The following is a 14,316-nucleotide window of genomic DNA, read 5'->3' as shown; positions in this document are numbered from 1 at the left end:
GGCCATTCTGTCCTCGGTCATCGTCTTCTTCTCCAGGTTCGAGTTCGCATCCGAACCCTACCAGAAGATCGACGGTGGCCACCCTCTCAGGGAAACCTTCCTACACCACCCCGCGGGACACGACCCGACCGAATTCGCCGACAGCGTGAACAACGGTCCGTGGGGACAGGCGCTGATCCGCGACGTCATACCCGCGCTGGAGTCTCGATATCGCATGGACGGACGACCGACCGGTCGATTTCTGACGGGCCATAGCTCAGGTGGTTGGTTCGCCCTCTGGACCATCGTCAACCATCCCGAAATGTTCGGGGGCGCCTGGCCGACCTCGCCAGATCCTGCTGATTTCCACGATTTCGTGGGAGTGGATCTATATGCGCAGGGTGCCAACGTCTATCACAACCCGAACGGTTCGCCGCGCCCGTTGGAGCGCGCCAACGGAAACGTGCTGCGGACTATCGAGCAGGAAGCCCGGCTGGAGGCCGTACTCGGCCGCGACGGTGGGCAGCTCCGTTCGTTCGAATGGGTATTTTCGCCGCGTCAAGCCGATGGCACTCCGGCGCCCATGTTCGATCGCGCCACCGGTGTGGTCGATCCCGCCGTGATCGCCTATTGGCGTACCAACTATGACATTGCCTCGAGGATCGAGCGTGACTGGGGTCGCCGCCGCAAGGACCTGGACGGAAAGTTGCATCTGACGGTGGGCACGGCGGATTCAAACTATCTCGACGGTTCTGTTCGACGCCTGGAGTTCGCCATCCGCAAGGCCGGAGGGCTGGCCAACTTTACATACGTCCCCGGCGCCACGCACAGTATGAACGAGGTCTACGCGAGGAACGGCGATCGCAATGGTTTGTGGGTTGAGATGACCCACGCGATGCTAGCGATCGCCCGTCCCCCCGACCATCCTTAATCTATTTCACAGCACCCTGGAGATTGCGAGGGAGCGGGCGCGATGATTATCGACGCCGCGCGTCGGCTAGAGGCGGCCGAGTGCCAACTGCTGCTGACTTGCACCAACACGATGCATCAGCTTACCCCCAAGGTCGAGGCGGGCACCATGTTCTAACGGCCCGCCAATCCCATTGCGGTAAACACGAAAATTCGCCGCCTGAACTGGCTCTGCGACGAATTAATCTTCGGTCTTTCCGATATCAGCTGCTTGAATGTGCGAGAACAAGTCTGGTTATTCTCAGCGAGACCTACCAGACTTGTTCGTTCCCTGGGTATAAACCGTTGCCACGCGAACGGCAGCTTCATCCGAAACCAGGCATTCGCTATCGTATTCCTGGAGGACGCCTTCGTCCCAGAGTCGGTCGACCGGTTCATCTTAATGGCCATTGCAGCAAGGGAAGGTTCTAATGAGTCATTTTTGGGTCGTCGCACGGTCACTCTGTTGCCGAACTTTGCCGCCCGGTTGAATGCCCAACTATCAGCTCTCGAATTTCTCGTCTGCACCAGCAGAGCCCTTAATCCAGTAACCGCTGGCCCGCATCCATTGAGGAAAGTGCTCTAGCTCTTCAAGCGCGAAATTCCGCACCACCCGCGCGACATTTGCCTCTGCAGCAATCCAGATGAAGCCCTCTCCAGTTGGAAGCGTCAGCGCGCGCAGAGCATCGAGAAGAAGCGCGGGGTCGTCCGCGCGTTCAGCGGGACGCTCAACCCACACGGCTAAATGCTCGGCGGCTGTATTGAAGGTCTGAATTTCCTGCTGACCTGTGACAGTTACGACGCTGATCGCGCGTCGTCCTGGCCCGAATTCTTCGATCCTTCGTCCGATGGCCGGAAGGGCAGTCTCGTCGCCAACCAGCAGCCACCAGTCGAAATCATCCGGTACGATGACAGAACCGCGCGGACCACCGATCTCTGCTACGTCGCCTGGCTGAGCGTTTCGTGCCCAGTTAGTGGCGGGTCCCGCGTCATGAAGAGCAAAATCGATTGTCAGCTCGCCAGCTCCCAGATCGTACCGCCGAGGCGTGTAGTTACGGCCGATTTCGATACCTTCACCGTTGGCCACGAACAGCTTTACGTGGTCGTCGGCAGCAGGACTGTCGAAATTGATAAGATCATCGCCAGTCAGCACGAGACGAAGCATGTTGGGCGTGACCTGCTCGCGGCGGCAGACGGCTAGACGCCGCCGGCGCAGATCATGTCGAACCCTGGTAATTTGGTGCAACATAGCGCTTTCCTTTCAGGTGAATGATTGAACGATTCATCCCTGCGCCAACGGCGGCAAAAAGGGCGGGCGCTCGAGATCGGTTGTGCCAGCTGCAAGAATGCTGCCACGATCCCTGTCGATCGGCGGATAAATCCGGACCCGATTGATTGTAGTTTTAGCGTTCTTCGCCTGCTCTCCGATCGCAACGACCTGCCTGTCCCAGCCTTGCGTATAAACGGCGCCCCAGGGGCCAAGGTCGATGATGTTCGTGTACCAGTCGATCATCAGCGGAAGCTGCCCTTCATGGAAAAGCGCGTTCACTGCGTTTGTCCCGGCGTAACGCCCCATCGGCCGGGCGTGCTGGCATGACATCACGGAGGGGCGTTCTCCGTCGATGAGGGCATGCGCTGTGTCACCGGCGGCGTAGATGTCCGGCGCACCCATGACCTGCATGAAGCTATCGACGTAGAGTCGGCCGGCCGCATCTCGCTCGCCAGGGATTTGCATCGTTAGCGGGTCGGCCTGCATGCCGGCGCACCAGATCACAGTCCGTGCATCGATCCTGCTGCCATCAGTCAGTACCACCCCGCGGGCATCCATCCGCGCGATGCTCAAATTAGTGCGGAGTTCGATGCCCATCTCCGCACAAGCGCGCTCGATGACTGGCTGGCCCCCTCCAAGCTGGGAGGCGATCTTGTCCGCGCGATCAGCCAAGATGACGCGCACTTGGGTGGGTTCGGATAGGCCAGCGGCTTCTGCCACCCTTGCCAGTCGGGTCGGCAGCTCGGTTGCGAGCTCCACGCCGGTTGCGCCAGAGCCGATAACCAGCGCGGTGAACTGGCCGGAATGTGGAGCCATGTTGCCTAACTCCGCTATGTGCCTCTGCAGGCGCATCGCAGCAGCATGCGTGTCTATGTCAAAGCAGTGCTCGGCGAAGCCGGAAATGTCGGGAGCGGCCAAGCGGCTACCGCTTGCCAGGATAAGCTTATCATATTCGAGTTCGACGTTGCCGGAGAGCTGCTGGACTGTGACGCGTTGATCGGCAGCGTCAATGTGCGTCACTTGCCCGAGGATGACTTCCACGCCGATCGGACCGAGTACGTCGTCAAGCTTGACGAGCGTGGCAGAGAGGTCGTCCTCATAATTTCGAACCCGAATGCTATGATAGGGGTCGAGGTTGACCAAACTGACCTTCGCCGATCGGCCAAGCTCGCCTAGCCGTCGAGCGGCAGACACTGCGCTCCAGAGTCCGGCGAAACCTCCGCCGATGATTACGATATGGGACATCACTTCACCTATGTTTTTTGAGAAATGTTGCGACGGGCACGGTTTCAGAGCAGGGCCATCCCGCCGTCGACGCGCAGATTTACGCCATTGACGAACGCGCTTGCCTCGGAAGCGAGGAAGAGAGCGGCAGCGGCCACTTCGTCCGCTTCGCCCATGCGTCCTGCGGGTATGGCTGCGGCCATGCGCATCTCGAACTTCGGCCGCTCGTCGGCTGGAATACCGAGTTTCTCCAGAATAGCCGTCTTGATCGGCCCAGGACTCAGGACGTTGACGCGAATGCGCCGCTCTCTGAGTTCGATCGACCAGCTCCGGGCGAAGGCATTGATAGCCGCCTTTGTCCCTGCATAGACGGCGTGGCCGTCCAGAACTTTCTCGCTGGCGATCGAACTAATCAGGATGATCCCGCCGCCATCGCGCAGGATTGGCAACATCTTTTGGACGCCGAAGAACACACCGCGCGTGTTGATCGCGAATTGTGCGTCGAAGCTCTGCTCGGTCACGGACGCCGTGGGCTCGATCGTGTTGGCGCCGGCGTTGGAGACGTAGATGTCCACCTTGCTGAACTGCTGTCGGACCTGCGCAACGACCTTGTGATGGTGTGCTGGCTGGGACACGTCGCCAGCTATGGCGATCGCGCCGTTGCCGATTTCGGCGACTGCCTCATCGAGCGCTTCCGGCCTTCGGCCGGTGATGATGACCTGAGCACCTTCCCGCGCGAAAGCCTTCGCGGTTGCAAGCCCAATGCCGCTGTTGCCGCCGGTTATCACGGCGACTTTGTCTCTAAGCTGGTTCACGAGAAAATCTCCGATGCAAGGGCGGCAAGGCTGGTTGGCTTCGGGAATCCGAGATGCCGGCGACAGTAGTCGGCAGCCATCAGCACGAGTAGCAGAGTGCCGCCGAGAATCCCGCTTACAAGCAGAGCTGCAAGGACGGGCTGTAGGTGGCTCGCCCCACGGCGGAGGGCACTTTGTGCTTTCGGCCAATGGATGAGGCGTTGGCATGTAATCATTCGAGATACCCCTCTGGCCGCCCATCCGCGCGGTTCTGGACCGCGCGGCGGCCTTGAAGGCCGAGGACGCCGAGTTGAATGTCGGGAGGTTATTTGACGGGCATCAGGATCGGTGCACCCTGGTCCTTGACTAGCACAGCAACGAACTTCGCGGACTTGGTCTGGCTTGCATTGCGCCCGACAATATGGACGTCGTTCCGACCCTCGAAGTAGGTCTCACCGGGATGAAGGGTGACAAGCTTGCCGCCCTCCACCTGCATGATGATTGTTCCTTCGAGTACGTAGAGGAACACCGATGCGTCGTGACGGTGGATCGGATCCACGTCTCCCGGCGCATATTCGACAAGGATCATCGTGCCCTCCTTGCCGGGAATGCCGTCAAGGGCGCGCGATTGCAGTTCGCTTACGGTGGCAGCGTTGCCGGCCGCGCCGAACAGTACGACGGCGCAGGCCGTCACGATCAGCTTGGCCCAGCCCGTCGGGCGCCGCAGAGTGTCAGGCCGCCGCATGGGATGTGCCCTCCGGATGCGCCGCACGGAACCCGACCTGCAGTCGGTTCCAAAGGTTGATAGCGCCGATTGCGATCGTCAGTTGAACCTGCTCAGCCTCGCTGAACGCCTCCGCGAGGAGAGCATAAACAGCATCCGGTGCTCCGGTTTCCGCGACCAGCGTGAGGGCTTCGGTCCACGCCAGAGCGGCGCGTTCACGATGACTGTAGAGGCTGGACTCGCGCCAGGCGGCGAGGAGGTGAATGCGATATTCGTCCATGCCGTGCGCACGCGCGTCGGTCGTGTGCATGTGGAGACAGAAGGCGCACCCATTAATCTGAGAAGCGCGGATCTTGACGAGTTCCATCAACTCGAACTCAAGGCCACTGTCCTTGAAAGTACCCTCGAGCGCATACAGGGCCTTGATGGCGGCGGGCGCCAAGACGAAGGGATTTGTCAAACGCGGTGTCATCTCTTTTCTCCATGACGTTCTTGTGTGATCGTCATGAACTTGACGATGGAGCACTGCCGATAGTGACATTGCGGGTGATTTTATTTTGGCGCTTCGGCTTCTGTGTTGAAGCGCGTCTACGCAGACAGCAGTGCAGTCGGTGTCAGGGCAGGCTGTCGAGCGGCTGATCTGCGGCCAGCCCAAGCGCAGCCGCGACATGACCCAGCTTGTCCGGGTTCCGGACAATGTAGATCGTCTTTATGCGATCGTTGCGAATGTCGAGCGCGGTCGTCTGAAGCAGTGCGCCTCGATCGATGCTCACGAACCCTGGCAGGCCGTCGATCAGTATCGTGCGGATCAGGACCGGTCGGGCATGCTGCTTTCTTGCCAGGCCGGCGAAGAGTCGCAGAGCTCTGTCGACACCGCTGATTATGTTGCGGAACGCGGTGACCCGGCCGCCGCCGTCAGCATGGATCGTCACGTCCTCAGCGAGCATTGATGCCAACACGGTGGAGTCACCGTCGCGTGAGGCCGCGAAGAACGCGCGCGCGATCGTATCGGCTTTTGCCGGATCGATAGCGAAGCGCGGGCGCTTGTCGCGCACGTGCCTGCGGGCGCGAACCGCTAGCTGCCGTACCGCAGATGTGTCGCGATCGAGAGCAGCAGCTATTTCCGGCAGGGCCACATTAAAGACATCGTGGAGCAGAAATGCTGCACGTTCGAGTGGGGAGAGCCTTTCCAGCGCCATCATGAGAGTGAGGGTGACCTCATCAGCGATATCGTCGGCGCTGGAGAGATCGACGAGCGGTTCAGGAATCCAGGCCCCGACATACTCCTCGCGCCGGGCCCGAGCTGACTTCATCTGATCAAGGCAGAGCCTGGTCACGATTCGTGTCAGATACGCTGCCGGTGTATCGACGCCGCCAGCCACCTGCGACCAACGAAGCCAGGCATCCTGCGCGATGTCCTCGGCTTCAGAAACCGAGCCGAGCATGCGGTAGGCGAGGCGAAGCAAACGGGGCCGCTCCTTTTCGAAGTCGGCCAGGCGCTGGTTGGCCATGTTCATAAGATGTCTCTGTGCCGGGCAGGCGGCCGGTCGCGACCCTTGCGATTCATCGGTGCTTCCCGTGGTGGGCCGCCGCAGTCGCAAGCCAATCGTCGTAACGGGTAGGCATTATCCACGCGTCTGGTCCAGGGACCAAAGTACCGTCCTCAACTGCCACCCCGAAATAGTCGGATGAGGCTTCGAAGGTGACGGCGCGGGGATCGTCGATGTGGCCCAGCCAAGTGGCGACGAATTCAGCAAGAGGCCCTTGTTCCGGGCCTGCGATTTCAACGATGCCATGACGCGGAGCGACGGTCACCAGGTCGGCCAGCGCCGCGGCCACGTCAGCAGAGGCGATGGGCTGCATTGTGGCGGTCATAAGGGTTACCACATCGCCCTTCGTCGAAAAGTCGGCAAGGCTCGCCATAAACTCGAAAAACTGGGTCGCGCGGACGATGGTATAAGGAACTCCGGAGCGCGCGATCAGCGCTTCCTGTGCGAGCTTTGCTCGAAAATAGCCGGACGCCTGCAGATGGTCCGTTCCGACCACCGAAAGGGCGAGGTGGTGCCGAACGCCGGCGTCGCGCTCCGCCGCGAGCAGATTCTCTCCAGACTTCTCAAAGAAGTTCAGAGCGGTCTCGGCGTCGAAAGCGGGCGCGTTTGCGACATCGATCACCACGGTCGCTTCGCGCAAGGCGTCGGCCAGCCCGGCACCAGTGACCGTATCCACGCCCGTGCTGGGGGAGGCTGCAACGGCTTCCAGGCCTTGGGCCCGTAGACGCGCAACGACCTGACCGCCAATGAGGCCCGTGCCACCAATCACGACTATCTTCATGATGATCTCCTTCGCGATGATGTCACCGCTCCTTTGTTCACCTCCTTGACGAGGCAGGATGGGCCGATGTGACATGGCTCCGAAGTTTTTTCAGGGGCGCGCCGGTATGTTGCGTTGAGACGTTTGCTGCAGTCCGCCCGAAAGCGCTGCCGGCGTCATTCCGGACGTCGCAGTCTGGTCGGGGAATTGCGCCTGCCATCCTCCCCCGAGCGCCTTGAAGAGTTTGATCAAATTGAAGCTGGCGGTCATGTTGCTCCGGATCGCCCCGCTCTTGGCCTCCAGCAGGGACCTTTGGACGCTCAGGACGTTCAGGAAGTCGATGGCGCCCTCGCGGTAACGTCGCTGCGCGACGGACAAGGCGAGCTCATTCTGTTCGACGTTTCGGGCCAGGCTGTCGCGGCGCCGTTCCTCGGCCGTGTAGTCAATGAGTGCGTCGTCCACCTCATGCCAAGCGGCGAGAACGACCTGCTGGTATCGGATCGCCACTTCCTGCTGTTCGGCCTTGCGGAGCTCAAGCGTTCCCCGCAGGCGTCCACCCTGAAAGAAGGGAAGCGTGATCGATGGCCCGACGGAGAATTGACGGGAGCCCCAACTGCCGAATGAAGACAGTTGGAAGGTCTGGCTGGAGAGGCTGCCGTTGAGGGAGATACGCGGAAAGAAATCCGCTTTGGCGACGCCGATCTCCGCCGTCGCGGCGTGAAGCTCGTCCTCAACCTGTTGAATGTCCGGGCGGCGAAGCAAAAGCTCTGACGGAACGCCGACGGCCACGACCTTGGATCGAGCCGGAAGTGCTCCACTCGATCTCAGCTCGCTGTCCAAGGCATGAGGGTGGAGGGCGAGGAGCTGGCTGAGAGCGTTGATCAGCGTGTCGCGATCCGCCTCGATCGCTGGGATGCTCGCCTCGATGGAGGAGACCTGCGCCTCTGCGTTGGCCACATCCAGGCGGGTCGTGACGCCATTGTTGAATCGAGAGCGGGTAAGCGCCACGCTGTTACGCGCTATCTCGAGATTTTCCTGAAGTACCTCGAGTTGCGATTGGCTGCCGCGAAGGGCGATGTAATCGCGCGCCAGCTCAGCTTCGACGAGCAGCAGCGCGAGGCGCCGATAATTGCCTGCAGCGTCGTAGCGCGCGCTTGCAGCTTCCCTGGCGCGGCGGACACGGCCCCAGAGGTCGAGTTCCCAGGACGCATCGAAGCCGCCGTCGAACATGTCGACGTTGGGCGACCCATCATGGACCAGAGCGCTCGGGCCGTTCGGATTGCTGCGGCCGCGTGTGTACGATGCGGAGCCTTCGATGGACGGGAACATGCCGCTGCCGGCGATGCGGCGTTGGGCCTGGGCCTGCTCGACGCGAGCTGAGGCGGTCTGGACGTCCAGATTCTGCGCTGCGACACGTTCTTCGAGGCTGTTCAGCACTGGATCGTTGAAAACCGTCCACCAGTCGTCTGGTGGAGTCCCCTCGATCAGTCGTGTCGCGGCAGACTGGGGATGCCCCGCGATCAACGAGGGGGGAGACGTCAGGGACGGCCGAGAGAAGTTCGGTCCAACGGTGCAGGCGCTGGCGAGCGTGGCTAGTGCGACTGTGGCGGCAAGGCGCGGGACCATACTCACCGCGCCCTCTTGAGCGTGCCGACCGGCGCTCCGCCCGGCGCTTTGACATCCACCGTGGGGATGACGGACATGCCGACGCGGAGGAGTTTAAGGTTTTCCTGGTTCGGATCGAGCACGATCTTGACCGGGATCCGCTGGACGATCTTCGTGAAATTGCCCGTCGCGTTATTGGGTTGGATAGGCGCAAAAGCGACATCGGTGGCCGGCGCGAGGCTATCTACATGTCCGTGCAATTCTAATTCAGGGAAAGTGTCGATCCGAATGGTCGCTGGCTGATGCAATCGCATGTCGCCGATCTGGCTTTCCTGATAGTTGGCAAGGACGTAGGCTTGGGCCGTGGGGACGATTGCCAGCAGAGTTGACCCAATTTCCACGTAGCCACCGGGGCGAACAGAGCGCCGGCCAACAAAGCCGTCGATTGGTGCTCGAATGACAGTGTAGGAGAGATTGAGTTTGGCTTGATCGCGAAGCGCCTCCATGCGCTTCAAGGCGGCAACGGCCTTGGCTCGGCCGGCCTGCAGGATCGGGAGCTGCCCACGCGCAGTTTGCAAAGCAGCACTGTCACGTTCGCTGTTCGCGATACTCTGTGCCAACTGCGCGATCGATGACTGTTGCTCCTGCATGGTGCCAGCGCCATCGGTCGAGAGGTTGCGATAGCGCGCCGCGTTAGCGCGTGCGAAAGTTGTCGCGGCCGCGTCCGATCGAACCACGGCCGAGGCTTGGGCGACCACAGCCGGTTGACGCGAGATTTCAGCGTCGAGATTTGCTATTTCAGCCTTCGCGGCCTCTACATCGGCCTCCGCGCTGGATAACGCTGCCTGGAAATCCCGGTCATCGATCCTTGCCAGAATCTGACCGGCTTTTACGGCTTCGTTATCCTCGACGTCCACCGTCTGGATCAGGCCCGCAACCTTTGGCGCCACGAGTGTGAAGTCGGCTGTCACATAGGCGTCGAGCGTCTTCTCGACGGACGAGCTTGGGAGCACATAAGAGTACCCCGCCCAAGCTGTCCCCGCGAGAAGAACGATGCCGAGAGCGATTGCGGCGCGAGATTTGGTATGGATTATCTGCATGGGCAAGACCTTCAGCGCGTCGGCCGTGGCGCAATGGAGCGCGGTGGATAGATTCGGGTGGGAATGGTGAGCGTCACCACGATCATCGCGGCGACGATCACCAGCAGAAGCCGGTACAGATCGGCCATGGCGAGCGTGGTGCTCTGGAGATGAACCTGCTCAGCAAGCATCTCGAGCGCGACGTCCGTTCGCGTTGCGGGCTCAGGTACAGCGCCAACCAGCTGGCTCGCGAGTGTGGTCAAATGCTCCTGATAGGCGTCAGGCTGCCGCCCGAGCTGGGAAACAAAAGCTGACGAATGATGGCCGACGCGCCAGCGTCCGAACCCCTCGATGATCGTGCCGATCAGGATCGACGCGAAGCCTTTGGTCGAGTTGAACAGAGCCGACACAAAGGGGCCGTCGTCCGGCGGCATCTGGTCCACCACGAGCATTAGCAGCGGTAGGATGGCCATCGCTTCGCCCACAGAGAGCAGGGCCACGATGCCGTAGAAGTCGTCTCTGACCCATTCGGACGTGAGCGAGCTCGCGAGGTAGCAGGAGTAGCCCGCCAACAGGAGGCCGGTGATGAAGACCCAGCGGCAGTCGACGCGCTCTATGTTTAACAGCGCGGAGACCAGGGGTAATATCACCAGCTGCGGCATCGCGATGATCAGCGCTAGATTGCCCACATCGGCGGGACGATAGCCTTGGGTCTCTCCCAGAAAATGGAGCGGGACGACGACCACGCCGAGAAATACGATCACGAGAACGAGAATGCCGATGACCGCGAACAGGAAGTTGGGGCGCGCCAGTATCTGCAGCTTGAAGATCGGTGCGGGGTGAAACCATTCGTTCAACAGGAAGAAGGCGAACAAGCCGCCGCCGCCAGTGATGAGCAGCGTGAAAAGGGCAGAATCGAACCAGTTGAGGCGATCTCCCTGGGTGGCGGCAGTCGCGAGCATCGCCAAAGCGATGGCACCTGTCGTCACACCGACGATGTCGAAGCCCTTGAACCGGTCGAGGCGAAGAGGGTCTTTCGGCAGCCCATACGCTAGGGCGGCCATGCTCAATGCGCAGAATGGTACGATATTCCAGAAGATGCCAATGAGACCCCCATAGTCGCTCGACCATCCCGCGATCGGGAGCGACATGTTCGGCCCGAAGTTGGAGCTCAACGCGTACGCGGCAAAGCCATAGAGCCGATATTGCGGAGGACAGTAGCGAAGGGCGACGGTTATGAGCATGGGTGTGACCGCACCACCCGCGAGACCCTGCACGCCGCGTAGAAGATAGAATGTCGGCAGATCCGGGGCGAACGGGCACAGCGCTCCGGCCAGCGCCATCAGCCCCGTCATGCAAAGGGCCATTCGGCGGAGCGTGAAAGTCACGACACACCACGGCGCGAAAGTCATGCCGACGACCATCGCCGCTTCGAAGATGCCTTTCGACCACGCTTGTTCGTCCGCACCGAACAGCATTCCTCCTTGAATATCCGCCCCATTGATATCGGTGGAGTAGAGGTTGACCGCTGACATTATGACCGACAGCAGCATTCCCAGCATTCCGACGACGATGCGCGGTCCGAAGGCTGGAATGACATGAGCGGGGGGCGAGGACGGAACGGCGGTCAGGTCGGGTGCGGGGGCGATAACCTTCCCGCTCACGGTTCCGTCCTCGCAGATCGCGTGTGGGTCATGCTCTCAAGGGGGGGGGTATTGGGCACAATCTCATCCGCGATCTAGGGCTTGCGGACGTGATTTATCTTCGGCTCGATCATTCAACAATCGATCGGAACGCACCTTATTCGTGCATCAGATGCATTCCAGACTTGCTGGTCAGGGAGCGAGGTTAGACGGCTGCTCTTTGCAGACTTCAACTACGGTCGTGCGAAGCCACCGATGCACCGCATCATTGTCGACCCGCGGATGCCAGGCTTGGCGAACCGGATAATGTTCGAGTTTGAGCGGTATCTGGAAGGTCTTGATCCGGCTATTAAGCGCCGCCAGGCTCCAGACCATGTGATTGGGCGTCGGCATGATGAGCTTGGATCCCGGCAGAGCGAACATACCCGTGACGAAGGTAGGCGCTACCATTGCTATGGTCCGCCTCAGGCCCAAATCCATCAATCCGGCATCGATGGGCCCGGCGTTCACGCCTCTCCTTGAGATGTTGATATGCTCGTACGCTGCGAACCGTTCGGCCGTTATCTCGCACTTGAAGATCGGATGATCCTGGTCTGCCAGGGCAAGGAAATGGGAATGGAACAGCGTCTGCACCCGAACCTCGGGATCAAGGGCCGTTGAAGAACCCACCCAAAGATCGATCCGTCCTTCGCGGAGCGCCTCGTCGTCCTGGTCGGTCTCGGCGCGGAGACGAAGTGAAACCCCCGGCGCCTTCGTCCTAAGAGCCGTCAGCAGCCGGCCCCCATAAGCGGCAGCGAAAACGTCGTTCGTCCGGATCGTGAACTGCCGCTCTAGCTGCTCCAGCCTCTCGATGGCACCGGGCTGAAGCAAGCCGACGGCAGATTCGGAGGTCTTGCGGACCAATTCGCGTAGCTCCAGCGCCCGCGCAGTGGGCACCAGTTTGCGACCCGCCCGAACAAGGATGGGATCGCCGACGGTTGCCCGTATCCGGGAAAGCGTGCGGCTCATCGCCGGTGCACTGAGGTTGAGCCGCCGCGCTGCGGCAGCCACGCTTTGCTCCTCGAGGAGGATGTCGAGGGCAATCAGCAGATTGAGGTCGGGGTATCTCATAGCCAACGTCCTCATGGGAAGTGCGTCAAACGCATCATTAGTCCATCTACAAATTGTTTTCGATAACTACCTCCCAGGTTTCCTTCTTCGTTTGGCTTTGGATGGAAACGCATGGCGCGAGTGTCGAAGCGACGTTCGTGCCGCCGGCCGCGGGAGCGGAGGGAGGTGCAATGCGTCTGATGCACCCTTTGAATGCGCACGGCGGCATTTGTGGCGGCCGTCATCTGCGAAATAAGGTCCACTCACAGGAGACCGGTTAAGATGGCCGACCTTATAGCAGTGGCGATTGACGGTACGCCCGCTGGACAAAGCGCGCTCGCGCTGACCGTGCAACAGGCAGGTAAAACGGGGGCTCAGGTTGCAGTGCTCTGTACGATTGACGCCGCCTACGCGCTGAAGTTTCACGATGGCAGGATTTCCGAAGAGGACGAAACCGAATATCCGGCGGCCGCACGGGAGGAGTTTGCCGCAGACCAACTCGTTCGTGATGCCGTGGACCGACTACGCGCATCCGGAATTCCTGCGGTGGGAGAGATACTGGTTGGAACACCCGCGCGCGAGATAGTCGCTGCCGCCAAGCGTCTGAATGCCGATATGATCGTTATGGGGCACAGGCACCTGTCATGGTTCGATAGGATGCTGCATCCCTCGATCTGCTGGGATGTCCTTGAGCATGCGATCTGTCCGGTGCTCGTGAGCATGGCCGAAGACGATCATTCGCAGGCTGTCGGTGCCATCCGCTGAATCTATTCAGCAGCCCAGTGTGCTTGTCGCCATCCAGCTCGTTTCTGGTCGGAGGCCCCTCGACGACATAAGTTCAGTCCGCTCGACGTAGTCCTTCTCACTCACGGTCTAAGCAGCTGAAGATTAATTGGGTCCGTCTGGGGTCGATGTATAACCGCCTCTATTGTCGGCTTCCACCGAAAGCCGACTTCCGCCGCCCCGTTTGATGATGGCGGCTTCGTCCCAGCCTCGGCCATAACCGGACTGACCGCTCGTAGGCGCGGGACTTTTCCAATTGAGCGGCTTGGATGGGCGCAGAGCAGCCGCCACGCTGTAAGCCTTGGGTCCTTGCAACGGCAAGGACCCAAGGCAGTTTCAGATTTCAGTGCCCTCTGCGAGGGTCAAAGCGTCCTCCACGTCCACGCCGAGGTATCTAACCGTGCTCTCGATCTTCGTGTGCCCAAGCAAAATCTGGACGGCGCGGAGATTTCCAGTCGCCTTGTAGATGATCGACGCCTTGGTTCGGCGCAGAGAGTGGGTGCCATAATCTTCGCCAGGCAGTCCGATCCCCGTGACCCATTCGTCAACAAGGCGAGCATATTGCCTGGTGCTTATGTGGGCCGCGTGATCAGTACGGCTAGGAAATGTAAAGTCCTCCAAGGATCCACCTCTCAGTTCCAGCCATTTGAGCAGGCTGGCGCGGGCATCGGTCATCAGTTCAAACTGAACCGGTCTGCCCGTCTTTTGCTGTACGACCGTAGCCCGTGTTCGAATTTTCCGGGGACTGTCAGGAATTTCGTGTGCGGCGAGGCATAATGGGCAACAAGGAGACCCAGTATGTCACGACGGAAAGAACCCTCGATACCGAACGACATCCTCGACCAATTGCTGGCCGGCACTGACGCGG

The 14,316-nt window shown here is 60.6% G+C and carries 13 protein-coding genes and 1 pseudogene; 2 read left to right on the top strand and 12 right to left on the bottom strand.

What is annotated here, in order from left to right:
* Positions 1–910: alpha/beta hydrolase-fold protein (locus V2S85_RS25780; protein WP_330705651.1), on the top strand; the 910-nt coding region annotated here is incomplete at its 5' end.
* 519 nt (positions 911–1,429) lie between these two features.
* Here V2S85_RS25780 and V2S85_RS25775 read toward each other — a convergent pair.
* From V2S85_RS25775 to V2S85_RS25725, 11 genes are all read right to left on the bottom strand, one after another.
* Positions 1,430–2,176, bottom strand: coding sequence for a siderophore-interacting protein (locus V2S85_RS25775; protein ID WP_330705650.1), 747 nt, complete (start codon positions 2,174–2,176; stop codon positions 1,430–1,432).
* 33 nt (positions 2,177–2,209) lie between these two features.
* Positions 2,210–3,442, bottom strand: a complete 1,233-nt coding sequence (locus V2S85_RS25770; RefSeq protein WP_330705649.1) for an NAD(P)/FAD-dependent oxidoreductase — start codon at positions 3,440–3,442, stop codon at positions 2,210–2,212.
* Positions 3,443–3,486: 44 nt separating this feature from the next.
* Entirely contained in the window at positions 3,487–4,236 is a 750-nt protein-coding gene (locus V2S85_RS25765; protein ID WP_330705648.1) for a glucose 1-dehydrogenase, read from the bottom strand.
* 304 nt (positions 4,237–4,540) lie between these two features.
* Positions 4,541–4,960 carry a cupin domain-containing protein gene (locus V2S85_RS25760; protein WP_330705647.1) on the bottom strand — a complete coding sequence of 140 codons (420 nt, stop codon included), beginning with the start codon at positions 4,958–4,960 and terminating at the stop codon, positions 4,541–4,543.
* Positions 4,947–5,411, bottom strand: a complete 465-nt coding sequence (locus V2S85_RS25755) for a carboxymuconolactone decarboxylase family protein (protein ID WP_330705646.1) — start codon at positions 5,409–5,411, stop codon at positions 4,947–4,949. Before V2S85_RS25755 ends, V2S85_RS25760 begins: the two co-directional genes overlap by 14 nt.
* Positions 5,412–5,553: 142 nt before the next feature.
* On the bottom strand, positions 5,554–6,456 hold the full coding sequence (locus V2S85_RS25750; RefSeq protein ID WP_330705645.1) for a sigma-70 family RNA polymerase sigma factor: 903 nt from the start codon (positions 6,454–6,456) through the stop codon (positions 5,554–5,556).
* A 46-nt stretch (positions 6,457–6,502) separates the two neighbouring features.
* Positions 6,503–7,270, bottom strand: coding sequence for an SDR family oxidoreductase (locus V2S85_RS25745; RefSeq protein WP_330705644.1), 768 nt, complete (start codon positions 7,268–7,270; stop codon positions 6,503–6,505).
* 90 nt (positions 7,271–7,360) lie between these two features.
* Positions 7,361–8,875: an efflux transporter outer membrane subunit gene (locus tag V2S85_RS25740; protein ID WP_330705643.1), complete on the bottom strand. Its 1,515-nt coding sequence runs from the start codon at positions 8,873–8,875 to the stop codon at positions 7,361–7,363.
* 2 nt (positions 8,876–8,877) lie between these two features.
* Entirely contained in the window at positions 8,878–9,954 is a 1,077-nt protein-coding gene (locus V2S85_RS25735; RefSeq protein ID WP_330705642.1) for an HlyD family secretion protein, read from the bottom strand.
* Positions 9,955–9,965: 11 nt separating this feature from the next.
* The gene (locus V2S85_RS25730; protein WP_330705641.1) at positions 9,966–11,597 is read right to left on the bottom strand and encodes an MFS transporter; all 1,632 of its coding nucleotides are present in this window, start codon (positions 11,595–11,597) and stop codon (positions 9,966–9,968) included.
* Between the two features lie 171 nt (positions 11,598–11,768).
* Positions 11,769–12,686 carry a LysR family transcriptional regulator gene (locus V2S85_RS25725; protein WP_330705640.1) on the bottom strand — a complete coding sequence of 306 codons (918 nt, stop codon included), beginning with the start codon at positions 12,684–12,686 and terminating at the stop codon, positions 11,769–11,771.
* A 261-nt stretch (positions 12,687–12,947) separates the two neighbouring features.
* Between V2S85_RS25725 and V2S85_RS25720 the strand changes: the two genes are divergently transcribed.
* Complete coding sequence (locus V2S85_RS25720) at positions 12,948–13,430, top strand: universal stress protein (RefSeq protein ID WP_330705639.1); 483 nt, start codon at positions 12,948–12,950, stop codon at positions 13,428–13,430.
* Between the two features lie 354 nt (positions 13,431–13,784).
* Here the strand turns inward: V2S85_RS25720 and V2S85_RS25715 are convergent.
* Positions 13,785–14,186 (bottom strand): annotated as a pseudogene (locus V2S85_RS25715) (tyrosine-type recombinase/integrase); the annotation flags it as partial.
* Positions 14,187–14,316 lie beyond the last annotated feature (130 nt).

This window comes from Novosphingobium resinovorum, from assembly GCF_036352595.1.
Classification (GTDB): Bacteria; Pseudomonadota; Alphaproteobacteria; order Sphingomonadales; family Sphingomonadaceae; genus Novosphingobium; species Novosphingobium resinovorum_B.
The sequence above is the reverse complement of the archived record's forward strand: the minus strand, read 5'-3'. Positions and strand labels throughout refer to the sequence as shown.

Coding starts and splice junctions, on each gene's coding strand:
- V2S85_RS25775 (WP_330705650.1), bottom strand. CDS start 2,176: ATGTTGCACCAAATTACCAGGGTTCGACATGATCTGCGCCGGCGGCGT.
- V2S85_RS25770 (WP_330705649.1), bottom strand. CDS start 3,442: ATGTCCCATATCGTAATCATCGGCGGAGGTTTCGCCGGACTCTGGAGC.
- V2S85_RS25760 (WP_330705647.1), bottom strand. CDS start 4,960: ATGCGGCGGCCTGACACTCTGCGGCGCCCGACGGGCTGGGCCAAGCTG.
- V2S85_RS25755 (WP_330705646.1), bottom strand. CDS start 5,411: ATGACACCGCGTTTGACAAATCCCTTCGTCTTGGCGCCCGCCGCCATC.
- V2S85_RS25750 (WP_330705645.1), bottom strand. CDS start 6,456: ATGAACATGGCCAACCAGCGCCTGGCCGACTTCGAAAAGGAGCGGCCC.
- V2S85_RS25745 (WP_330705644.1), bottom strand. CDS start 7,270: ATGAAGATAGTCGTGATTGGTGGCACGGGCCTCATTGGCGGTCAGGTC.
- V2S85_RS25740 (WP_330705643.1), bottom strand. CDS start 8,875: ATGGTCCCGCGCCTTGCCGCCACAGTCGCACTAGCCACGCTCGCCAGC.
- V2S85_RS25735 (WP_330705642.1), bottom strand. CDS start 9,954: ATGCAGATAATCCATACCAAATCTCGCGCCGCAATCGCTCTCGGCATC.
- V2S85_RS25725 (WP_330705640.1), bottom strand. CDS start 12,686: ATGAGATACCCCGACCTCAATCTGCTGATTGCCCTCGACATCCTCCTC.
- V2S85_RS25720 (WP_330705639.1), top strand. CDS start 12,948: ATGGCCGACCTTATAGCAGTGGCGATTGACGGTACGCCCGCTGGACAA.